Annotated in this window: 16 protein-coding genes; 9 read left to right on the top strand and 7 right to left on the bottom strand. The window is 74.8% G+C overall.

The genetic code is table 11. The features are described from left to right. Positions 1 to 18: 18 nt before the first annotated feature. Entirely contained in the window at positions 19 to 2,982 is a 2,964-nt protein-coding gene (locus EKG83_RS11545; RefSeq protein ID WP_228122577.1) for a helix-turn-helix transcriptional regulator, read from the bottom strand. A gap of 242 nt (positions 2,983 to 3,224) precedes the next feature. On the opposite strand from EKG83_RS11545, the gene EKG83_RS11550 reads away from it, so the two are divergent. Beyond that, positions 3,225 to 4,436 carry an ABC transporter substrate-binding protein gene (locus EKG83_RS11550; RefSeq protein ID WP_051764181.1) on the top strand — a complete coding sequence of 404 codons (1,212 nt, stop codon included), beginning with the start codon at positions 3,225 to 3,227 and terminating at the stop codon, positions 4,434 to 4,436. 315 nt (positions 4,437 to 4,751) lie between these two features. Then, on the top strand, positions 4,752 to 5,192 hold the full coding sequence (locus EKG83_RS11555; protein WP_033427317.1) for an SRPBCC family protein: 441 nt from the start codon (positions 4,752 to 4,754) through the stop codon (positions 5,190 to 5,192). A 599-nt stretch (positions 5,193 to 5,791) separates the two neighbouring features. Here the strand turns inward: EKG83_RS11555 and EKG83_RS11560 are convergent. The 3 genes from EKG83_RS11560 to EKG83_RS11570 form a co-directional block, all read right to left on the bottom strand. Beyond that, complete coding sequence (locus tag EKG83_RS11560; RefSeq protein WP_051764182.1) at positions 5,792 to 7,387, bottom strand: phytoene desaturase family protein; 1,596 nt, start codon at positions 7,385 to 7,387, stop codon at positions 5,792 to 5,794. After that, positions 7,384 to 8,421: an NAD-dependent epimerase/dehydratase family protein gene (locus EKG83_RS11565; RefSeq protein ID WP_033427118.1), complete on the bottom strand. Its 1,038-nt coding sequence runs from the start codon at positions 8,419 to 8,421 to the stop codon at positions 7,384 to 7,386. The genes EKG83_RS11560 and EKG83_RS11565 overlap by 4 nt, the downstream gene beginning before the upstream one ends. Positions 8,422 to 8,912: 491 nt before the next feature. After that, the gene (locus tag EKG83_RS11570; RefSeq protein WP_033427119.1) at positions 8,913 to 11,264 is read right to left on the bottom strand and encodes a Tex family protein; all 2,352 of its coding nucleotides are present in this window, start codon (positions 11,262 to 11,264) and stop codon (positions 8,913 to 8,915) included. Positions 11,265 to 11,440: 176 nt separating this feature from the next. Between EKG83_RS11570 and EKG83_RS11575 the strand changes: the two genes are divergently transcribed. From EKG83_RS11575 to EKG83_RS11610, 7 genes are all read left to right on the top strand, one after another. Next, positions 11,441 to 13,552, top strand: a complete 2,112-nt coding sequence (locus tag EKG83_RS11575; protein ID WP_051764183.1) for an ATP-binding protein — start codon at positions 11,441 to 11,443, stop codon at positions 13,550 to 13,552. Between the two features lie 150 nt (positions 13,553 to 13,702). Then, positions 13,703 to 14,593 carry an alpha/beta fold hydrolase gene (locus EKG83_RS11580; protein WP_051764184.1) on the top strand — a complete coding sequence of 297 codons (891 nt, stop codon included), beginning with the start codon at positions 13,703 to 13,705 and terminating at the stop codon, positions 14,591 to 14,593. A 127-nt stretch (positions 14,594 to 14,720) separates the two neighbouring features. Next, positions 14,721 to 15,677: an esterase/lipase family protein gene (locus EKG83_RS11590; RefSeq protein ID WP_228122578.1), complete on the top strand. Its 957-nt coding sequence runs from the start codon at positions 14,721 to 14,723 to the stop codon at positions 15,675 to 15,677. 399 nt (positions 15,678 to 16,076) lie between these two features. Continuing rightward, on the top strand, positions 16,077 to 17,015 hold the full coding sequence (locus tag EKG83_RS11595; RefSeq protein WP_033427121.1) for a hypothetical protein: 939 nt from the start codon (positions 16,077 to 16,079) through the stop codon (positions 17,013 to 17,015). 10 nt (positions 17,016 to 17,025) lie between these two features. Continuing rightward, positions 17,026 to 17,643 (top strand): phosphatase PAP2 family protein, encoded by a 618-nt coding sequence (locus EKG83_RS11600; RefSeq protein ID WP_033427122.1) that lies wholly within the window; start codon positions 17,026 to 17,028, stop codon positions 17,641 to 17,643. A gap of 46 nt (positions 17,644 to 17,689) precedes the next feature. Continuing rightward, on the top strand, positions 17,690 to 18,451 hold the full coding sequence (locus tag EKG83_RS11605; protein ID WP_033427123.1) for an enoyl-CoA hydratase/isomerase family protein: 762 nt from the start codon (positions 17,690 to 17,692) through the stop codon (positions 18,449 to 18,451). Between the two features lie 38 nt (positions 18,452 to 18,489). Beyond that, positions 18,490 to 18,642 carry a hypothetical protein gene (locus EKG83_RS11610; RefSeq protein ID WP_153278024.1) on the top strand — a complete coding sequence of 51 codons (153 nt, stop codon included), beginning with the start codon at positions 18,490 to 18,492 and terminating at the stop codon, positions 18,640 to 18,642. Positions 18,643 to 18,668: 26 nt separating this feature from the next. Here EKG83_RS11610 and EKG83_RS11615 read toward each other — a convergent pair whose 3' ends face one another. From EKG83_RS11615 to EKG83_RS11625, 3 genes are read right to left on the bottom strand one after another with little or no spacing between them, the layout of a single operon-like run. Beyond that, on the bottom strand, positions 18,669 to 18,983 hold the full coding sequence (locus tag EKG83_RS11615) for a DUF4235 domain-containing protein (RefSeq protein WP_228122579.1): 315 nt from the start codon (positions 18,981 to 18,983) through the stop codon (positions 18,669 to 18,671). Then, positions 18,956 to 19,615 carry a DUF3618 domain-containing protein gene (locus EKG83_RS11620; protein ID WP_051764185.1) on the bottom strand — a complete coding sequence of 220 codons (660 nt, stop codon included), beginning with the start codon at positions 19,613 to 19,615 and terminating at the stop codon, positions 18,956 to 18,958. The genes EKG83_RS11615 and EKG83_RS11620 overlap by 28 nt, the downstream gene beginning before the upstream one ends. An 8-nt stretch (positions 19,616 to 19,623) precedes the next feature. Continuing rightward, the gene (locus tag EKG83_RS11625; protein WP_033427124.1) at positions 19,624 to 20,028 is read right to left on the bottom strand and encodes a phage holin family protein; all 405 of its coding nucleotides are present in this window, start codon (positions 20,026 to 20,028) and stop codon (positions 19,624 to 19,626) included. Positions 20,029 to 20,089: the final 61 nt, after the last annotated feature.

Raw genomic sequence — 20,089 nt, forward strand, 5'->3', positions numbered from 1 at the left:
CCGGGGGCGTCGCGGGCATCAGGCCAGCAGGTCCGCCCGCGACGCCACGCCCAGCTTGCGCAGCACCCGAGCCACGTGCTGCTCGACCGTGCGCGGTGACAGGAACAGCACGTCGGCGATCTCCCGGTTGGTGCGGCCCCGGGTCAGCAGGCGTGCCACGTCCTGCTCGCGCGGCGACAGGGCGTTGCCGTAGCCGCGCCTGCCGCGGCGCGACGGCGTGACCACGCCCTCCTCGCGCACCCGGTGCCGGCAGCGGGCGGCGTCGCGGCTCGCGCCCAGCGCGTCGAACCGGTCGGCCACCCGGCCCAGCTCGGCCACCGCCGAACCGCACCCGCGCGCCAGGTCGACCAGCGCGGCGCGCTCGGCCAACCCGGCGGACCAGTAGCGCAGCCCGAGGTCGTCGGCGGCCTGCCGCGCGTCGGCCAGCAGGGCTGCCGCGTGCTCGTGGTGCCGTGCCGCCGGCGGGGTTGTCGCGTGCTCGTGGTGCCGTGCGGTGGGTAGGGCTGCCGCGTGCTCGTGGTGCCGTGCCGCCGGCGGGGTTGTCGCGTGCTCGTGGTGCCGTGCGGTGGGTAGGGCTGCCGCGTGCTCGTGGTGCCGTGCGGGCGGTGGGACCGTCGCGTCCCCGGTGGGCGGCACGGCCAGCAGCGCCCGGCACACCTTGAGCGCCACGTGCGCCAGCGGCGCGTCCCGGTCGGCCAGGCCCGCGGCCAGCTCCCCGACCAACCGCTCGGCGTCCGCCACGCGCCCGGCCGCGCGGAACGCGTCCACCGCCGCGGGCGCCAGCTCGCCCAGCCACGCCCACACGCCCTTGCGGCGCGCCAGCGCCAGCCCCCGGTCGGCCTCGGCGCACGCCCGCTCCACCGCGCCGCGCTCCAGCGCCAACCGGGTCAGCGCGGCGAACCCGCCCAGCGCCACCGGCGTGATCGAGTTGTCCACCGACCGCACCCCGGTCTCGGCCAGGTGCCGCTCGGCCGCGTCCCAGTCGCCGCGCGCCACCGCCAGGCACCCCAGCACCAGGTGCACCTCGCTCGCGACCGGCAGCAGCTCCCGGTACTCCGCCAGCAGCCCCGCGCACCGCTCCGCCAGCGAACCCCAGTTCCCGGCGTACCAGTCCAGGTGCACCCGGGTGGACTGCCCGGTGCCCGCGGTGAACGGCACGCCCGCGCCGACGGTCAGCCGCAGGCCGCGGTCCAGCGAGTCGCGCGCCAGGTCGAAGTGCCCGACCAGCGCGCACGCGTCGGCCAGGTTGCAGTGCAGGCGGGCCAGGTGCCTGCGGGTCGCCACGTCGGTCGAGGTGTCCGGCAGCCGGTCCAGCTCGGCCGCCGCGGCGCGGTCGCCGACGCACACCCACGAGCCGAGCTGGTTGGCGAGCAGGGCGTACCGCACCGCGTCGTCGGCGCACCCGGCGACGAACCGGTCCACCTCGCGCAGCCACCGCTCGTGCTCGGCCAGCGGCACCGCGCCGACGAACGGCTGCCCCAGCACCGCCCGCGCCCGCATCGCCAGGTCGGGGCGCTCGCCCAGCTCCGCGATGGCCAGCTCGATCACCTCGCGGCCGTGCCGCACGCCCCCGAACTGGCGGATCAGCAGGAAACCGAGGTTCAGCCGCACCTCGCCGCGCGCGGCGGTGGACAGCCGGTGGTCGTCGAGCAGCCGCTCCAGCGTGGCGCGCGGGTCGTGCTGGTCGATCCCGCCGCGCGCCACCTGGCCCAGCTTCACCGCCAGCCGGTCCACGTCGGCCGGGGTGAGCGGCGCCTCGGCGAGCAGGTCCCGGTAGAGGGTGGTGGCGGTGGACGGGTCGCCGACCTCCAGCGCCCGGTCGGCCGCGGCCTCGCCGTGCCGCAGCCAGTCGTGGCGCAGGCCGGCGCGGCGGCTGTGCTCGGCCAGCTGCATGAACGGCCGGGGCGTGCCGGCGTCCAGGGCCCGCAGGGCGCGCAGGTGCAGGCGCCGGCGCTCCGGCCCGGTGAGCGTGTCGTAGACCGCCTGCTGGGCCAGGGCGTGGCGGAAGCCGTAACGCGCCTCGCCCGCCTCGCGCAGCACGCCGCCGCGCAGCGCGTGGGTGAGGGCGGCCCGGACCCGCTCCGGCGCGACCGCACCGACCCCGGCCAGCAGGGCCTCGTCGGCGGGCACCCCCAGCACCGCGGCGGCCTGCGCGACGCGGCGCGCGACCACGGGCAGCCGGTCCAGGCGCTCGGCCATCGCGTCGCGCAGCAGCGCCGGCACCGCCACGGCGTCCCGCAGGTGCCGGTCGGGGTCGCGCAGCACCTCCTCGATGACGAACGGCAGGCCGGCGGTGCGCTCGTGCAGGCGCTCGGCGGGCACGGCGTCCGCGCCGAGGATGGCGGTGGCCAGGGCGCGGGTCCCGGCGACGTCGAGGGGGCCCAGCTCGACCACGACCGAGGCCACACCCGGCGGCGGGCGGTAGGCGGCGCCCAGCGGCATGCCGCCCGGGGCGTCCTCGCGGCGGTAGGTGACCAGGGTGGTCAGGTTGGGCGGCGGGTCGGACATCAGGAACCGCAGCAGGTGGCGGCAGCCGTCGTCGGCCCAGTGCAGGTCCTCCACCACGAGCAGGGCGGGGCCGAGCGCGGAGAGCACCTCGCGCACCGCCCGGAAGAGGTGGTGGCGCTCGTGGCGGGGGTCGTCCGGGCGGGCCGGCGGTTCGGGCAGGTGGTCGGCCAGCTCCGGCACCAGCGGGCGCAGCACGCCGGTCACCGGGCTCAGCCGCGCGTGCCCGAGGCAGGGGCCGGCGGTGCGCAGGGCGTCGAGCACGGCGCCGTAGGGGAAGGGTTCGCGCAGGGGTTGGCAGAACCCGCCGAGGGTGCGCAGCGGGGCCACCTCGGGGCGGTGCAGCAGCTCCCGGACCAGGCGGCTCTTGCCGACGCCCGCCTCGCCGGCGACCAGCACCACGGACGGCTGGGTGGCCACCGCGCCGAGCAGTGCGGCCAGCTCGGCGTCGCGGCCGACCAGCGCGGTGGGTGTCATGCGGGCTCCTGGGGAAGGGGCTGCCCTGTATTAGAACGCGGATCGTTCACGGACAGCACCCCTCGCGTTCATGTCCGAACGCGCGTCTGTTCGGTGTAACGGTTCAGTCCGACGACTCCGCTCTGTGTTGGTATTGCACCTTTGAACATACCGACCGTGCGGTATGTCACACGAACGGTCGGTATTGCCAACACGTGTCGATACTCCTACCAACAGGTAACGTCCGATGTCGGGGAGTCGCGGTGCGCAAGCTGGTGGTCGGATCAACCGTCCTGGTCGTGCTGGCCGCGGGCTGCGCCGAAGGGGAACAACCGGTCAAGACCGGCCCCGGCGTCACCGACAGCACCATCTCCCTCGGCGTGCTCACCGACCTGACCGGCCCGTTCTCGGCCACCTCGCAGTCGCGCATCAAGGGCTACGAGCTGTTCTTCGGCGACCTCAACGACCGCGGCGGCGTGTGCGGGCGCAAGGTCGAGCTAGAACAGAGAGACCACGGCTACGACGTCGACCGCGCCCTGGACGGCTACTTCGAGCTCGAACCCCGGGTGCTGGGCTTCCTCGACATCACCGGCGCCCCCATGACCGAGGCCATCGAACCCGACCTCGTGCAGACCAGGGCCCTGGCCGCCCCCGCGTCCTGGTCGGCCACCCTGCTCGGCAACCCGCACATGGTCGTCGTCGGCACCACCTACGACCTCGACGTGATCAACGGCCTCGACCACCTCCGGCGCACCGGCGCGATCCACGACGGCGACACGATCGGGCACATCCACCTGGACAGCGACTTCGGCCGCAACGCGCTGGAGGGCAGCGTGTTCGCCGCGCAGCAGTGGGGCATGACCCTCGTGCCGAAGGCGGTCCAGGCGGGCGCGGACGTGTCGGCGCAGGTGGCCGAGCTGCGCACGGCCGGCGCCAAGGCGGTGGTGCTCAGCACCTCGCCGCAGCAGACCGCGACGGCGGTCGTGGCGGCTGCGGGGTGGGACGCGCCGTTCCTGGTCAACGCGGCTTCGTACGACCCGCTGGTCCTCCGGTCCGAGGTGGCGCAGGCCGTGGTCGACCGGGTGCTGGTGGTGTCGCCGATCGCGCCGTTCGCCACCGACGCGGAGGGGCCGCGCGAGGTGGCCGAGGCGTTCCGGCGCAAGTTCCCCGACGTGGAGCCGACCGGGTCCGTCGACCACGGGTACGCGGTGGGGATCGCGTTCGCGGCGATCATGGAGAAGGCTTGCGCGGAGCGGGACCTGACCCGCGACGGGATGCTCCGGGCGTTCCAGGACACGAGCGACGTCGACACCGGCGGGTTGACGGGGCACCTGCGGTTCTCGCTGGTCGGGCGGCCGTCGAGCACCCGGTCGTACGTGTCCCGGCCCGACCCGGGGACGGCGGGTGGGTTGGCCGTGGTGGAGGGGCTGTTCGAGTCCGAGCTGGTCAAGTTGAAGGGGACGCGCGCGAGGTAGGCGCTTGTGGGGGGCGCGGGTTCGGTGGTTCGGCTCGGTGGCGGGCGGGCAGGTTGGGCGGTTCGGCTCCGGTGGCGGGCGGGTTCGGTGTTTCGCGCTGGTAGCGCGCGGACCTGGCGATGTGCCCCGGTAGTGGGCGGGTTCGGCGATTCGCGCTGGTAGCGCGGGGTTCGGCGGTTTTCCGACAGCACGACCAACCGGGCCCCGCCGGTAACCCTGCGTGATCACCCCGGGCAGCGCAGACCCCAACAGCCCACCACCACCGCATACGAGCAGGTGAGTTTTCCCCTCGACCACACCGGGAAACCGGTGCGCATGATCGAGGTGCGCACGACGGTACCCACGTCCGTGGACCGCGTCTTCGCCGTCCTGGCCGACGGCTGGTCCTACGCGGGCTGGGTGGTGGGTGCGGCCCACATCCGCGAGGTCGACCCCGGCTGGCCCGCGGCCGGCACGCGCATCCACCACAGCGTGGGCGCCTGGCCGGTCGCGGTGAAGGACGTGACGACGGTCCGGGTCGCCGAGCCGCCCAAGGTGCTGGAGCTGGAGGCCCGCCTGTGGCCGATCGGCGCGGCCCGCATCCGGTTCGAGCTGGCCGAGGTGTCCGGCGGCACCGAGGTGGCCATGTTCGAGGAGGCGGTGAAGGGGCCGCCGGCGCTGCTGCCCGAGGGCTTGCAGGCGCTGTTCCTCACGCCGCGCAACCGCGAGTCGCTGCGACGGCTCGCCGACCTCGCGGTGCGCAAGGAGAGCCAGTAGGGCGGCTGGCAGCGGCGGGCGAAGGTGTGCCGGCGAACGGGCCTGCTGGCGAACGGGCGTTGGCAGCGCGAGAGCCGGTGTCCCCGGCTGCCAACTCCCGGGCCCGGCGAGTGGCAACTCCACGCCCGGTCATCAGGGCTTGGCGACTCCCAAGCCCGGCCACACCCGATGCCCTGGGCTCGGCCACACCCGAGCCTGCCGACACCCGGTGCCCGACACCCTGAGGTCACCGACCCCCAGGCCCGGCCGCACCCATGCCCAACACCCTGGGCTCGGCAACCTTAAGCCCGGCGACACCCCCGGGGCCAACACCTCGGGTCCGGGCAGCCTTCCGGTATCTCGGCCCGAGCATCCCCGGCCCGAGCGATCCCGAGCCGGTCCGAGGGCCGCAAGCCCGGGTGCCGTCCTCTCAGGACCGTCTACTCGGGATCTCTCCGTTCAACAGCCGTTCGCCTGGAGGTCGGTGGCCGCAGGGCCGTGGTCTGGTGTGGTGGTGGCGGGTTTCCATACTCAACCGATGATCGGGACCCCGGGTTACGTACATCTTCCGCCGATGATCACCCAATCGTGTGAGACACCCGCCCACCGGACCGAGCCGATCACCAACCTCCCTCCCCACGGTACACCGCCTGGTGCAACCCGCGGATCAACAACCGGTACGCGTCGCCCGCCAAACCGTTGCGCGCCATCGCCGCCCGCGCCGCGTTGGCGCCGGCCGCCCCGTGCACCCCACCGCCGGGGTGCGCGGACGCCCCCGCCAGGTACAGCCGGTCCACCGGCGTGTCCGCCCGCCCCAACCCCGGCACCGGGCGGAACACCAGTTGCTGGTGGATCGCGGCCGTCCCGGAGTTGATCGAACCGCCGACCAGGCTGGGGTTGCGGGCCTCCAGGTCACCCGGCCCCTGCACGAACCGCCCCCGCACCAGCTCCCGGAACCCGGGCGCGTGCTGCTCGATCAACTGCTCCAACCGGTCGGCCCGCCGCCGCACGCGGTCGGGTGACCACTGCTCGCCCCGCGGCACGTGCGTGTACGCCCACGCCGTCTCCGTGCCCGCCGGCGACCGCGTCGGGTCGGACGTCGTCATCTGCCCCATGATCACGAACGGCACCCGCGGCAGCCTGCCGCACGCGATCTCCGCGCTGGTCATCGCCAGCCCGTTGAAGTCGCCTCCCAAGTGGACGGTCCCGGCCCCGCGCGCGTCCGGGTTGGTCCACGGGATCGGCCCGGACAGCGCCCAGTCCACCTTGACCGTCGCGTCGTCCCACTCGAACCGCGCGAGGTCGGCCACCAGCCGCGCGGGCAGGTGGTCCTCGCCGACCAACCCCAGGTACAGCCGGGGCGCCGGCACGTCCGCCAGCACCGCCCTGCGCGCCCGCACGAACCCGCCGGACGCGTCGCGCACCCCCAGCGCCCGCCCGCCGGCCACGACCACCCGGTCCACCGGCCGCGAGCACTGCACCCGACCGCCCAGCCTCCGCACCAGCGCCCGCGTCAACGCGCCCGCGCCGCCCTCGGGCACCGGGTAGCCGAAGTCCTGCCCCAGCATCGACAGCAGCCACCCGAACGCCGCACCGCCCGCCTGGTCCGGTCCCAGGTCGGTGTGCATCGCGTTGCCCGCCAGCAGCAGCGGCGCGCCCTCGCCGGTGAACCGGTCGTCCCCGAACGCGCGCACCGACTGCACGAACGACCGCGCGAACCGCAGCGCCTCGCCCGGTCCGAGCGCGCCCAGCAGCCCCGTGCCCGCGCGCACCGGCGGGAACGGCCGCATCAGCGCGTCGACCAGCTCACCGCGGATCCGCTGCCAGCGCTCGAACTCGCCCCGCCACGCGTCACCGTCGCCGGCGCCGAACGACTCCACCGACTCGGCCGTCCGGTCCACGTCCCGCGACAGCAGCGCGACCCGGTCGTCCGGCAGCACGTAGGCCAGCACCTCGGGGGCCCGCCGCCACTTCAGCCCGTGCCGGTCCAGCCCCAGCCCCGCCATCACCGGCGACGCCGCGCCCAGCGGGTAGAACGCGCTGAACAGGTCGTGGTGGAACCCCGGCGCGGTCAGCTCGGCCGTGCGCACCGCGCCACCCGGCTCGTCGGCGGCCTCCAGCACCAGCACGTCCCACCCGGCGTCGGCCAGCACGTTCGCCGCCACCAGCCCGTTCGGACCCGACCCGACGACCACCGCGTCCACGACGTCGCTCAACGCGAACCTCCCTCTTGGCTCTGGTGCACGGGCCGTCCCCACCCCAGCCCGCGCCACGCCGGTCCCCGGCGCGGGGCGAGCGGCCCCCACGTCCCGCGTCCCTCGGCGATCGCCGCGACCACCGCACCCAGAGCCTGCCGGGGATCGTGCCGCGGCGTCCACCCCAGGGCGCGCAACCGGGTGGTGTCCACAAGGGACGCCCGGGCGGCCAGCCGCAGCCAGCCGGGGTGGAGCGGCTGCAGCCCGGCGCGCCAGGCGAGCCACGCGGGCCCCGGCAGCGCGCGGAACGGCACCGGCACGAGGAAACCGCCGACCGCCGCCGCGAGGTCCGACGCGCGCAGCACCGGGTCCGCGGCCACGTTGAACGCCCCGGTGGCGCGCCGCCGCAGGATCAGCCGGACGGCCTCGGCGACGTCGTCGGCGTGCACGAGTTGGAACCGGAGGTCGGGCCACAACGGCACCGGCAGCCAGCGGCGGCCCAGCAGCGCGGGCGGCAGCAGCGGGCTGAGCAGCCACCGGCCCAGCTCGCCGCCGGCGTCGGGCTGCACCACCGCGCACGGCCGGATGCGTGCCACGTTCGGGTGATCGTCGAGCATCCGCTCCAGCTCCACCTTCTGGGCGCTGTACGCGCTGCCGGGCACCCCGTTGCACGGCCAGCCCTCGTCGACAGGCGCGGAGGTGGAGGTCGGCGTGTAGGCGGCGACCGACGAGGCCACGACGACGTGCGGCACGCCGGCCCGCGCGGCGGCGCGGAGCACGTGGGCGCTGCCGGTGACGTTGGTGCGGCGCATGTCCGGTTCGCCGGTGGTGGGCTGGATCGCCCAGGCGAGGTGCACCACGGCGTCGGCGCCGGTGAACTCCCTGGTCAGAACCGCTTCGGCGGCGGGGGCGCCGAGGTCGCAGCTCACCCAGCGGGTGTCGGCGCGCGGCGGTACGCGGCGGGCTATGCCGGTCACCTCGACGCCGGTCGGCGCGAGTGCGCGGCGCAGGGCCGTCCCCACGTTGCCGCTGGCACCCGTGACGACGACCCTCATGCCACGCGGAGTACCCCGATCGGCTGTCGCCAAGCCCGGGGGAATGCGGTGGGGGCGAGACCGTGGTCACCTGGTCGGGCGTCTGGTTGGCGGCATTCGGGTGAACTGGTTGATGCCGACTCGGACCGAAGCGATTATCCATCGCCCTGAGAGCGGGCAGCCCGGCGGACTGATTATCCATCGCCGATGGTCATGGGGCGCCCGGTGAACGGAGCGGTTGTCCTTCGCGGAGGTGATGGACGCGAGCGGTTATCCATCGCGGAGGCGGTGGGGGCACCCAGCGGGTGGTTATCCATCACTCCAGCGGTACTGCCACTCCAGCGGTACTGCGGCAGGCAGGTTGCGTGCTGCGGCGGAACTCCGGGGAGTCAGCTCGTCCATCACGCCGGAGCACCCCGGCGACACCCCGGGCGACCCGCTCGGCCGCCCGACAACCCCGAGCGCCCGGTCGGCCGCCCGAAGAACCCCCGGGCGGCCGACCAACCGCTCAACTACCCCCCGAGCCCGGCCCGCCGCAGAGCCTCGGCCATCGCGCCGTTGGCCGGGGGTCGCTCCTGCTGCCGCGGCCGACCGCCCCGGCCCTGCCCGTCGCGACCCTGCCCACGTCCCTGCCCACGAGCCTGCCCGCCGCGCTGGTCACCACGCTGCCCGTCGCGCTGCCCGTCGCGCTGCTGCCCGCCCTTGCGCCCGGGCTCGTCGTCCAGCCGCAGCGACAACCCGATCCGCTTCCGGGCGATGTCGACCTCCAACACCTTCACCCGCACCACGTCACCGGACTTCACCACGTCCCGCGGGTCCTTCACGTACGTGGTGGACAGCGCCGAGATGTGCACCAACCCGTCCTGGTGCACCCCGACGTCCACGAACGCGCCGAACGCCGCCACGTTCGTCACCACCCCCTCCAGCACCATCCCGGGCTTGAGGTCGGCGATCTTCTCCACCCCGTCGGCGAACGTGGCGGTCTTGAACGCGGGCCGCGGGTCGCGGCCCGGCTTCTCCAGCTCCTTCAAGATGTCCGTGACCGTCGGCAGGCCGAACTGCTCGTCCACGAAGTCCTGCGGCCTCAGGACCTTGAGCACCGCGGTGTTCCCGATCAGCTCCGGCGTGCCCGCCCGCTCCTGGATGCGCCGCACCACCGGGTACGCCTCGGGGTGCACCGCGGAGGCGTCGAGCGGGTCGTCGCCGTTGGGGATGCGGAGGAAGCCCGCGCACTGCTCGAACGCCTTCGGGCCCAGCCGGGGGACGTCCTTGAGCGACTTGCGGGTGCGGAACGGGCCGTTGGAGTCGCGGTGCAGCACGATGTTCTCGGCCAGGCCCGCGGTGATGCCGGAGACCCTGGTCAGCAGCGGCACGGACGCGGTGTTCAGGTCGACGCCGACGGCGTTCACGCAGTCCTCGACGACCGCGTCCAGCGACCGCGACAGCTTCGACTCGGACACGTCGTGCTGGTACTGGCCGACGCCGATGGACTTGGGGTCAATCTTGACCAGCTCGGCCAGCGGGTCCTGCAGCCGCCGGGCGATGGACACCGCGCCGCGCAGCGACACGTCCAGCCCCGGCAGCTCGGCGGACGCGAACGCCGACGCCGAGTACACCGACGCGCCCGCCTCGGACACCACGGCCTTGGTCAGCTTGAGCTCGGGGTGGCGCTTGAGCAGGTCGGCGGCCAGCTTGTCGGTCTCCCGCGAGGCGGTGCCGTTGCCGATGGCCACCAGCTCCACCGAGTGCTTCCGCGCGAGCGCGGCGAGCCTGGCGATCGACTCGTCCCACCGGTTGGCGGGCACGTGCGGGTAGATCGTGTCGGTGGCCACGACCTTGCCGGTGGCGTCCACCACGGCCACCTTCACGCCGGTGCGGAAGCCGGGGTCCAGGCCCATGGTCGCGCGGGTGCCCGCGGGCGCGGCCAGCAGCAGGTCGCGCAGGTTGGACGCGAACACGCGCACGGCCTCGTCCTCGGCGAACGCCCGCAGCCGGGACCGCAGGTCGATGCCCAGGTGCACCAGGATGCGGGTGCGCCACGCCCAGCGGACGGTGTCGCCCAGCCACTTGTCGGCGGGGCGGCCCCGGTCGTCGATGCCGAACCGGGCCGCGATGCGGGCCTCGTAACCGGTGGGCTCGTCCTCGTCGGCCGGGTCGAAGACCAGGTCCAGGACCTCTTCCTTCTCACCGCGCAGCAGCGCCAGGATGCGGTGCGACGGCAGCTTGGTGAACGGCTCGGAGAAGTCGAAGTAGTCGGCGAACTTCGCGCCTTCCTCCTCCTTGCCCTCCCGGACCTTGGCGGCGACGCGGCCCTGGCCCCACATGCGCTCGCGCAGCTCGCCGATCAGGTCGCCGTCCTCGCCGAACCGCTCGACCAGGATGGCGCGGGCGCCCTGGAGGGCCGCGGCGACGTCGGCGACCTCCCCGGTCACGTACTCGGCGGCCACGGCCTGCGGGTCCAGGGTCGGGTCGGCCAGCAGCCCGTCGGCCAGCGGCTCCAGGCCCTGCTCGCGCGCGATCTGGGCCTTGGTCCGCCGCTTCGGCTTGTAGGGGAGGTAGAGGTCCTCCAGGCGGGCCTTGGAGTCGGCGGCCAGGATCTGCGCCTGGAGCGCGTCGTCGAGCTTGCCCTGCGACCGGATCGACTCCAGCACGGCGGCGCGGCGCTCCTCCAGCTCGCGCAGGTAGCCCAGCCGTTCCTCCAGGGTGCGCAGCTGGGCGTCGTCCAGCGCGCCGGTCGCCTCCTTCCGGTAGCGGGCGATGAAGGGCACGGTGGAACCACCGTCGAGCAGTTCGACGGCCGCGCTGACCTGCCCCGGCCGCACCCCGAGCTCGTCGGCGATCCTCTGGTGAATGGCTGTGGTCACAGCCGGTCATTGTGCCGTGCGGGCGCCGCGATCGGTCGCGGGGGCACGCCGGTGCCCGCGGTGGACCGGTTCCGCGCGTTGCGGCGAACGGGCGCGAGCCGATCGGAGCACGGAACTGACCGGGTGCCGGGGACGTCATTCCAACGGACACCGCAAAACTGCACAGAGGGTGGGTCGTGTCAGACGACGGTTCTTCGCGCAACGAGTTCTCCGGCACGGCCGCCAACGTCGTGCAGGCCCACAGCATCGAGGGCGGGGTGCACTTCCACGCCGCCGTGGCGGCCCTGCCGGTGCCCCGGCAGCTGCCCGCCGACGTGCCCGGCTTCACCGACCGCGTCACCCACCTCAGGCGCCTGCACGACTGGCTGGACACCCCGGACGAGCAGGCGCCGCCCGCCGAGGTGGTCGCGGGCCCGCCGGGCATCGGCAAGACGTCCCTGGTCACGCACTGGGCGCACCAGGTGCGCGACCGCTTCCCCGACGGCGACCTGTTCGTGGACCTGCGCGGCTACCACGTGGAGCGCACCGTCAGCGCGGACGAGGCGCTGTCCGACGTGCTGCGCGCCCTCGACGTCCCCGACGAGCGCATCCCGGCCCGGCTGGAGGCGCGTGCCGCGCTCTACCGCTCCCTGCTGCACCGCCGGAAGATGCTGGTGCTGCTGGACAACGCGTCGTCCGCGGACCAGGTCAGACCCCTCTTACCGGGCACCTCCACCTGTAGGGTCCTGGTCACGAGCCGGAGCCACCTGGGCGGGCTGATCGCGAGGAACGGAGCGCACCGGATGTCGCTGGACGTGCTGCCGACGGAGCACGCGGTGGAACTGCTGGCGGGGATCGTGGGCGACGGGCGCGTGGCGGCCGAACCGGGGGCCGTCGCCCGGCTCGTCGAGTACTGCGGCCGGCTGCCGCTGGCACTGCGCATCGCCGGCGAGCGGCTGGCGGAGGACCCGCGGGCCCGGATCGGGGAGCTGGTCGAGGAGCTGGCCGAGGTGCGCGAACGCCTCGACGTGCTCGCCACCCCCGGCGACGAGTCCACCGCCGTGCGCGCCGTGTTCTCCTGGTCCTACCAGGCGCTCTCGCCCGACGCGGCCCGCGCCTACCGGCTGCTCGGCCTGCTCACCGGTCCCGACGTCGGCCTGCCCGCCGCCGCGGCGCTGCTCGGGACGGGGCAGGGCCGGGCGCGCCGGGTGCTCGCCGAGCTGACCGGCGTGCACCTGCTCGCCGAGCAGGAGCGGCGCTACCGGTTCCACGACCTGCTGCGCCTGCACGCGGCCGAGTGCGCGGAGGCCGACGAGCCGCCTGCCGAGCGGCACGCCGCCGTGCGCCGCGCGCTGCTCTGGTACGCCCACGCCGTCCAGGCCGCCGTCGATGCGGTCATCCCGTTCTTCTCGCGCATCCCGGTCGAGTTGGCGGCCGCCGAGGCGCCCGTCCCGGCGTTCGAGGACCGGGCGGCGGCGCTGGCCTGGTGCGACGCGGAGCGGGCGAACCTGGTGGCCGCCGTCGACCGGGCCGCCGAGCTGGGCGAGCACGAACTGGCCTGGCAGCTGCCCGTGCTGATGTTCGGGCTGCTGCTGGTCCGCCGGCCGCACGCGGACTGGGTGGACACGCACCAGGTCGGCGTGGCGTCGGCGCGGGTGCGCGGCGAGGTGGCCGCGGAGGCGTGGCTGCTGACCAGCGCCGCCATCGCCGAGCGGGAGCTGCGGCACCCGGAGCGCGCGCTGGAGCACCTGGAGCGCGCCCTGGCCTGCTGGCAGGAGGACGGCACCCGGTGGGGCATCGCCTGGGCGCTGCGCGACACCGGCGCGATCTACGAGCAGATGGGGCGCTACGACGAGGCGGTCGCCGCGTTCGAGCGGGCGCTGGCCATGCACCTGGAGGACGGCGACACGTGGGGCGAGGCCACGGCGCTGGCCGGCCTGGCCAGGTGCCACCTGGGCGCCGGCGAGCCGGAGCGGGCGCTGGCCGAGGCGAACCGGGCGCTGGAGATCCGGCGCGAGCACCGCGACCAGCGCAACGTCGGCAACGCCCTGAACGACGTCAGCCGCGTCTACCTCGGCATGGGGGAGTACGAGCCGGCCGCCGAGCACGCCGAGCAGGCCGGGGTGGTGCTGGCCGAGGTCGACTACTGGAACGGCCGGGCGCTGTCGCACGAGCTGCTGGGCGACGCCCTGGCCGGTCTCGGGCGGGCCGAGGACGCCGCGGCGCAGTGGCGGGTGGCGCTGGAGCTGTACGGGTCGCTGGGCGACCCGCGGGCGGACGAGGTGCGGGCGCGGCTGGCGGACGGCTGAGCGGGTCGGCTGAGCGAGGCGGGACCGGCCGGTGCACCGCGCCGGGGTTCGGCGTCCGCGGTGCCCGGGATGGGGCACGTCGGACGTGATCGCGATCGAGCCCGGTGGGGTGCTGGTCGCTGACCAGGGCCTTCGGACATACTGACCGGTATGACCACACTCGACCACTGGGGCGGGACCGGCCGGTACGTCGACCTCGACGGCCCGGTGCACTACGTCGACTTCGGCGGTGACGGCCCGCCGGTCGTCCTGGTGCACGGGCTGGGCGGTTCGCACCTGAACTGGTGCCTGCTCGCGCCGCACCTGGTCGGGCACCACCGCGTGCTGGCCGTCGACCTGGCCGGGTTCGGCCTGACCCACCCGGAGGGGCGCGGCACCACCGTGCCCGCCAACGCCCGGCTGCTCGACCGCTTCCTGGCCGAGGTGGTGGGCGAACCCGTGGCGCTGGTCGGCAACTCGATGGGCGGGATGATCTCCATCCTGCACGCGGCCCGCCGGCCCGACTCGGTCACCGCCCTGGCCCTGCTCGACCCGGCCGTGCCCATGCCGCTGGGCACCCGGCTCGACCCGCAGGTCGCCCTGGCGTTCGGCGCTTACGCGGTGCCGGGGCTGGGCCGGTGGGTGCTGGAGCGGGCGCGCCGGGGCGTGTCGCCGCGCCGCCAGGTCAAGCGCGTGCTCAACCTCGTGTGCGCCGATTCCCGGTCGGTGCCCGAGGAGATCATCCTGGCGTCGATGTCGCTGCTGGAGCAGCGCGCCGAGGTGCCCGGCCTGGACGAGGCGTTCCTGGCGGCGGCCCGCTCCGTGGTGTGGACCGGGGCGACCAGCCGCCGGTACTACACGGCGATGAGCCGCGTCCGGGTGCCGGTCTACCTGGTGCACGGCGACCGGGACCGGCTGGTGCCGGTGACGTCGGCGCGCGCGGCGGCGAAGCGGAACCCGTCGTGGCGGTACGAGGAGTTCGAGGGGATCGGGCACGTGCCGCAGTTGGAGATCCCCGACGTGATCGGGGAGAGGCTGGTCGCCTGGTTGGCCGGGCGGTGAGGTGATCGGGGGCTGAGCCGAGCCGCTGAGCCGGTCGGGGCGGAAACTGCGCGGGTGCTGGCGGTTTGGCGTTCGGCGAAACATCATGGTCGGAGGGGGACGCTCGACGAGGAGCGGGGGAGTGGCCATGTCAGTTCTGCCGGACAGCCCGCCGGGCCCGGAACCGGTGCGGGCCGTGGTGCCGGGGTCGGTGCCGGTGCCGGGGTCGGGGTCGGTGCCGGGGTCGGTGCCGGACGCCGTGGCGGTGCCCGAACCCCGGCCCGAGGTCTCGCCCACTCCGCCAGCGGCCCTGGTGGAGGCCCCCGAGCCGCCGCCGAACACCCCGCCGACCCCGCCCAACCTGCTCTGGTACCTCACCGAGCCGACCCGCGCCGTCGTCGACATCGGCCAGTTCGCCGCCACCCGGGCCCTGCTGCGCGCCGCACCCCGGGGCGACGGGCACACCGTCCTGGTGCTGCCCGGCCTGGGCGCGACGGACTGGGCGACCGGCCCGCTGCGCCGGTTCCTCGCGGGCCTGGGCTACGACGTGCACGGCTGGGGCCTGGGCCGCAACATCGGCCCGTCGGTCACCGCCGTGCGCGGGATGCGCGAACTGCTGCGCGAACTGGCCGCGCACGGCAAGGTCAGCCTCGTCGGCTGGTCGCTGGGCGGCATCTTCGCCCGGGAGCTGGCGCGCGAGCGACCGGGCTCGGTGCGGCAGGTGATCACCCTCGGCAGCCCGTACGCCCTGGCCGACCCGCGCCACACCAGGGTCGACCCGGTCTACCGGCTGCTGGCGCGGTTCTACGAACGCGGCGCCGACCTGCCGCCGCCCGAGCACGCCCGCCCGCCGTTCCCGGTGCCCGCCACCTCGGTGTACTCGCGGTCGGACGGGATCGTGCCGTGGCGGGCCTGCGTCTCGCCGCCGGGACCGCGCCACGAGAACGTGGCGGTCGCGTCGAGCCACCTCGGCTACGGCTACAACGCGACGGTGCTGTGGGTGGTCGCCGACCGGCTGGCCCAACGCCCGGGGCGCCGCCGCCCGTTCACGCCGCCGCCCGGCATGGTCCGGATGTTCCCCGCGCAGGGGGACGACAACACGTAGGGCGGCACCCGCGCCGCCCGCTCGCTCACCCGCGCCCACCCGCCCGACCGCGCCGCTCGCCCACTCGCGCCGCCCGCCCACTCGCGCCGCCCGCCCGACCGCGCCGCCCGCCGACCGCCGCCCGCCGCCCGCTCGACCGCCCGCCTGCGCGGCCCGCCACCCGCGCCGACCGCGCCGACCGCGCCGACCGCGCCACCGACACCCCGTCGAACCCCCGCACCCCCCGACCGCAACCGCCGATCCGGTGGTCCTCGCCCCACCCATCAGGATTCCCGAGCCCCAGCCCCAACCTCCCCGAAAATGATCACCTGATCCACCCCTTGTGTTGACCGCCCCGTCACCGGAGGGTTCCGCGCGAGCCGTTGGCTCGCCGACGGCAACCCCCGACGGAGGTGGAGCATGACCCCTGCACGCAAGCTCGCCGCGGCCCTGGTCGCGGCACTCGCGCTCCCGACCCTCACGACCCCCGCCGCGCACGCGGTGAGCGACGCCGACCTCGCCCACTACTGGGCCCCGGTCCACTACCAGGACACCGACTCGTCCGACTACGACGCCGACTACCTGTCCTCTGTGGACTTCGACGGCGACTGGAACGCCCAGAACAACTGGGAGGCCCAGGACGACTCGCTCGCCCGCCTCACCGGCGCGGCCTACTTCTCGGTGGTCGAGACCTCGACCCACTGGTTCATCGTCTACGCCTTCTACCACCCGCGCGACTGGGACGACGCCCCCGACCCGTTCGAGCTGACCACCCACGAGAACGACATGGAGGGCCTGCTGGCCACCGTCCGCAAGGACGGCTCGACCTACGGCAGGCTCGAAGCGGTCGTCACCGTGGCGCACAGCGACTTCTACTCCTACGTCGCCCCGGGCAGCACCTACACCTCGGGCCGCGAGAGCGTCGACGGCACCCTGCGCCTCCAGGGCACCCGGCCCACCACCCGCCAGGAGGCCAAGGGCCACGGCCTGTACGCGTGGAACGGCGCGGAGTTCCCCGGCGGCGACGGCGTGGTCTACGTGCCGAGCGCGACCGGCGAGGTCCCGTCGGGCGGCAACGACCGCTCGGTCGGCTACCGGCTGATCGACACCTTCGCCACCGGCGGCCTGTGGGCCCAGCGGAACAACACCGCCACGTTCGCGAGCTGGGGCACCTTCCGCGGTGACAACGGCAAGGACAACGCCGCCAACACCGCGTGGGGCTGGGACGACGGCAACGACGGCGGCGACCTCCAGCGCGGCCTGCTGGCGACCGACCCGGCGTACCTCGTTTCGGTGTACTTCGGGAATCGCGGCGCGTTCAGCCTCACCTACACCCGCAACGCGTACCGCGGTAACTAAGCTGCGCGGCATGAGCACACGCGCGTCCGCACCGCCCCTGGCCCGACTGGTCACGGAGGTGTTGGCGCCGTGGGTGCTGGTGCTCAGCCTGCCGCTCGTGGTGGCGTGGCACGCCACCGGGAACGTGCCGGACGCCCTGCTGTGGGGCGCCGTGGTCGGCCTGACCGGGTCGGTGATCCCGATGGTGGTGATCGTCCACGGCGCCCGCCGCGGCCGCTGGAACGGCCACCACGTGACCAACCGCGAGGGCAGGCTGGTGCCGCTGCTGGCCTGCCTGGCCTCGCTGGGGCTCGGCATCGCGGCGCTCACCCTGGGCGGCGCGCCGCGGGCGATGGTCGCGCTGGCCCTGGCGATGTTCCTGAGCCTGGTGGTGTGCCTGGCGGTGACCTTCGGGGTCCCGGTCAACGGCGAGCGCGGCTGGAAGGTGTCCTTCCACGCCGCGGTGGCGGCCGGCGCGGTGACCGTGCTGTTCATCTCGTTCGGGCCGTGGGCCCTGCTCGGCGTGCCGCTGGTCGCGCTGGTGGCCTGGTCCCGGGTGGCGCTGGGCGACCACACGACACCGCAGGTCGTGGTGGGCGCGCTGCTCGGCGCGGTGCTGGCCGGCAGCTCGTTCTGGCTGCTGGCGTGAGCGCCCTCACCCCCGGTGGCCGCCGCCCGCGTTCTACCCTCCGGGGATGACGCTCAGGCTCGACACCGCCGGCCCGGTCGCCACCCTGACCATCGACCGCCCGGCCAAGCGCAACGCGATGAGCTACGAGATGTGGTCCGCGCTGCCCGGCCTGCTGGCCCGGGTGGAGCGGGACGACGCGGTGCGCGTGCTGGTCGTCCGCGGCGGCGAGCACTTCTCGGCGGGCGCCGACATCAGCGAGTTCTCCACCCTGCGCAGCGGCGCGGAGGGCGCCGCCCGCTACAGCGAGGCCGTGCACGCCGGGGAACGCGCCATCGCCACGCTCGACAAGCCCACCATCGCCGCGATCACCGGGTTCTGCATCGGCGGCGGCTGCGAGATCGCGCTGGCCTGCGACCTGCGGGTGGCCGCGGCGGACGCCCGGTTCGGCATCACGCCCGCCAAGCTCGGCATCGTCTACCACCTGACGTCGACCAAGCAGCTGGTGGACGTCGTCGGCCCGGCGTGGGCCAAGCAGATCCTGTTCTCCGGGGAGATCCTGGACGCGGCCACCGCGCTGCGCATCGGCCTGGTCAACGAGGTGCACCCGGCGGAGGAGCTGGAGGCGCGGGTCAAGGGCCTGGCCGAGACCATCGCCTCGCGGGCGCGGGTCAGCGTGCGCGGGGCCAAGCGGATCGTCAACCGGATCACCGACGGCCGCCACGACGAGGACGAGGCCGTGCGGGCGCTCTACGACGAGGCGGTGCGCAGCCCCGAGTACGCGGAGGGCGTGGCGGCGTTCCTGGAGAAGCGGCCGCCGCGGTTCTGACCCCGGTTCAACCGCGCGGCGGTGGGTACCTCGTCGGCATGAGCGAACCCGACGACAAGCCCGTCAACCCGGACCCGCCGCACTCCCCGGGCACGCCGGAGCCGCCCGACCTCGACGTGGACCCCACGCAGTTCCTCGACGAGGACGAGCGGCGCGACCGACCCGGGAACGAGGACGAGCCGCCCTCCTAGGGCGGCTCGTCCGGGAGCACCCGGCCTCAGCGGCCGTCGTGCTTGTCGGTGTCCCCGGGCCACTCGCCGGCGATCTTCTCGTACCCGGTCGCGCCGCCCCGGTCGATCGCGGCCTTCACCAGGCCGAAGATCGCGCCCTGGACGGTCGCGGCCAGCAGCACCTCGCCCCAGCCGCGGTCCTTCTGGGTCGCGGTGGGGGCCTCCTTCGTGCCGGTGATGAGCTTCCACACCTGGCCGAACACCGCGCTGGCGGCCAACCCGCCCAGCACGCCGAACAGCAGGCCCAGTGGTCGGTAGAGCAGCTTGCCCACGGTCACCGCCCCCGCCGCGCGAGCTTCCACAGCACCACCAGGAGCGCCACCGCGCCCGCGGCCACCGCCGCCGGGTGCCTGCGGGCCCGCTCCACGCGCTGCTGCACGGTCGGCGGCAGCTGCTCGACCGCCCGGGTGGCCCGCTCGCCCACCTGCCCGGCGACCGCGGTGGCCCTCTCACCCACCCGGGTGGCGACCACCCCGGCCTTCTCGCCCACCTGGGTGGCCACCGCGCCGGCCTTCTCACCGACCGCGCCCGCCTTCTCGCCGACCTGCCCGGCGACGGCCGTGGCCCTCTCGCCGACCTGCGCCGCGACCGCGCCCGCCTTCTCGCCCAGCCGGCCGGCCTTCTCACCGGTGGCGACCCCGGCGCTCCCGGCCGCCGCACCCGCGGCGGCACCGGCCTTCGACGCCTGCTCGCCCGCCTTGTCCGCGGCCTGGCCGACCGCGGCGGCCGCCTTGCCCGCCGCCGCGGAGACGGCCGCGTTCGCCCGCGTCGCGGTCTCCTTCACCTTCTCCACCCCTTCGTGCGCCTTCTCCTTGACCCGGCCCGGCACGTCCGCCTTGTGCGCCAGCGCCTCGACGGTGTCGCCCAGCTCGCGCCGCGTCCGCTCCACCTCGGCGCGCAGCTCGTCCGGGTCGCTCGGACCGTTGTCCCTCATCGGGCCGCTCATCGGTGTGCCCTCTCGCTCACGGTGGCGATGTCCTGCTTCACGCCCGCGATGGCCTCTTCCGGCACGGGCGGGGTACCGCGGTCGATCTGCTTGCGGCCGGCCAGTGCGAGCACGCCCGCGACGGCGAGCACGGCCAGGGCGACGACGAACGCCGAGACCCACGCGGGCCACACCGTGGCCAGCAGCAGCACCAGGCCGGCGATCACGGCGCCCAGGCCGAACCAGGCCAGCACGCCGGCGCCGCCGAGGAGCCCGGCGCCGGTGCCGACGCGCCTGCCCTTCGTGCGCATCTCCGCCACGGCCAGCCGGATCTCGTCCCGCGCGAGCCTGCTCACCTGCTCCGAGAGCCGGTTGACCAGTTCGGCGGTGGACGGTTCGCGGTCGGTGGCGACGTGGTTCATGGCCGACTCCTCTCACTTGCCCACCCGACTACCCAGAACGCCCCTGGTGTACGCCACGTTT

Source organism: Saccharothrix syringae (assembly GCF_009498035.1).
GTDB lineage: Bacteria > Actinomycetota > Actinomycetes > Mycobacteriales > Pseudonocardiaceae > Actinosynnema > Actinosynnema syringae.